This is a genomic window from Corynebacterium sp. UMB0012 (assembly GCF_030216265.1).
Lineage (GTDB): Bacteria > Actinomycetota > Actinomycetes > Mycobacteriales > Mycobacteriaceae > Corynebacterium.
Genome location: NZ_JASOKQ010000134.1, coordinates 1 through 244, shown reverse-complemented (window position 1 = coordinate 244; position 244 = coordinate 1). Strand labels below are relative to the sequence as shown.

Sequence of the window (244 nt, the reverse complement as noted above, 5' to 3'; positions counted from 1 at the left end):
GTTCAAGCGCACAGAATAATCAGCATGAGGATGACGACAACGCGCGTTCTTCTCGCCGTCGTAACCGCAAAGATAAAAACGAACGTAACGAGCGCAACGAGCGTAACGAAGAAAACGGTTCTGCGGAATATGTTGACGAATTCGACACAGATTCGCGCTCTCGTCGCAATCGCCGTCTGAATGCTCAAGAGCGTCGAGCAGCAGCAGAAGTCGAGCTGATTGAAAGCGATTTGGAACTCGATGA

1 protein-coding gene is annotated in these 244 nt (G+C 50.4%); it reads left to right on the top strand.

Features of this window, described 5'->3' with window-relative positions:
- The coding region (locus QP324_RS12170) for a hypothetical protein (RefSeq protein WP_284816247.1) at window positions 1–244 on the top strand (244 nt) is incomplete at both ends.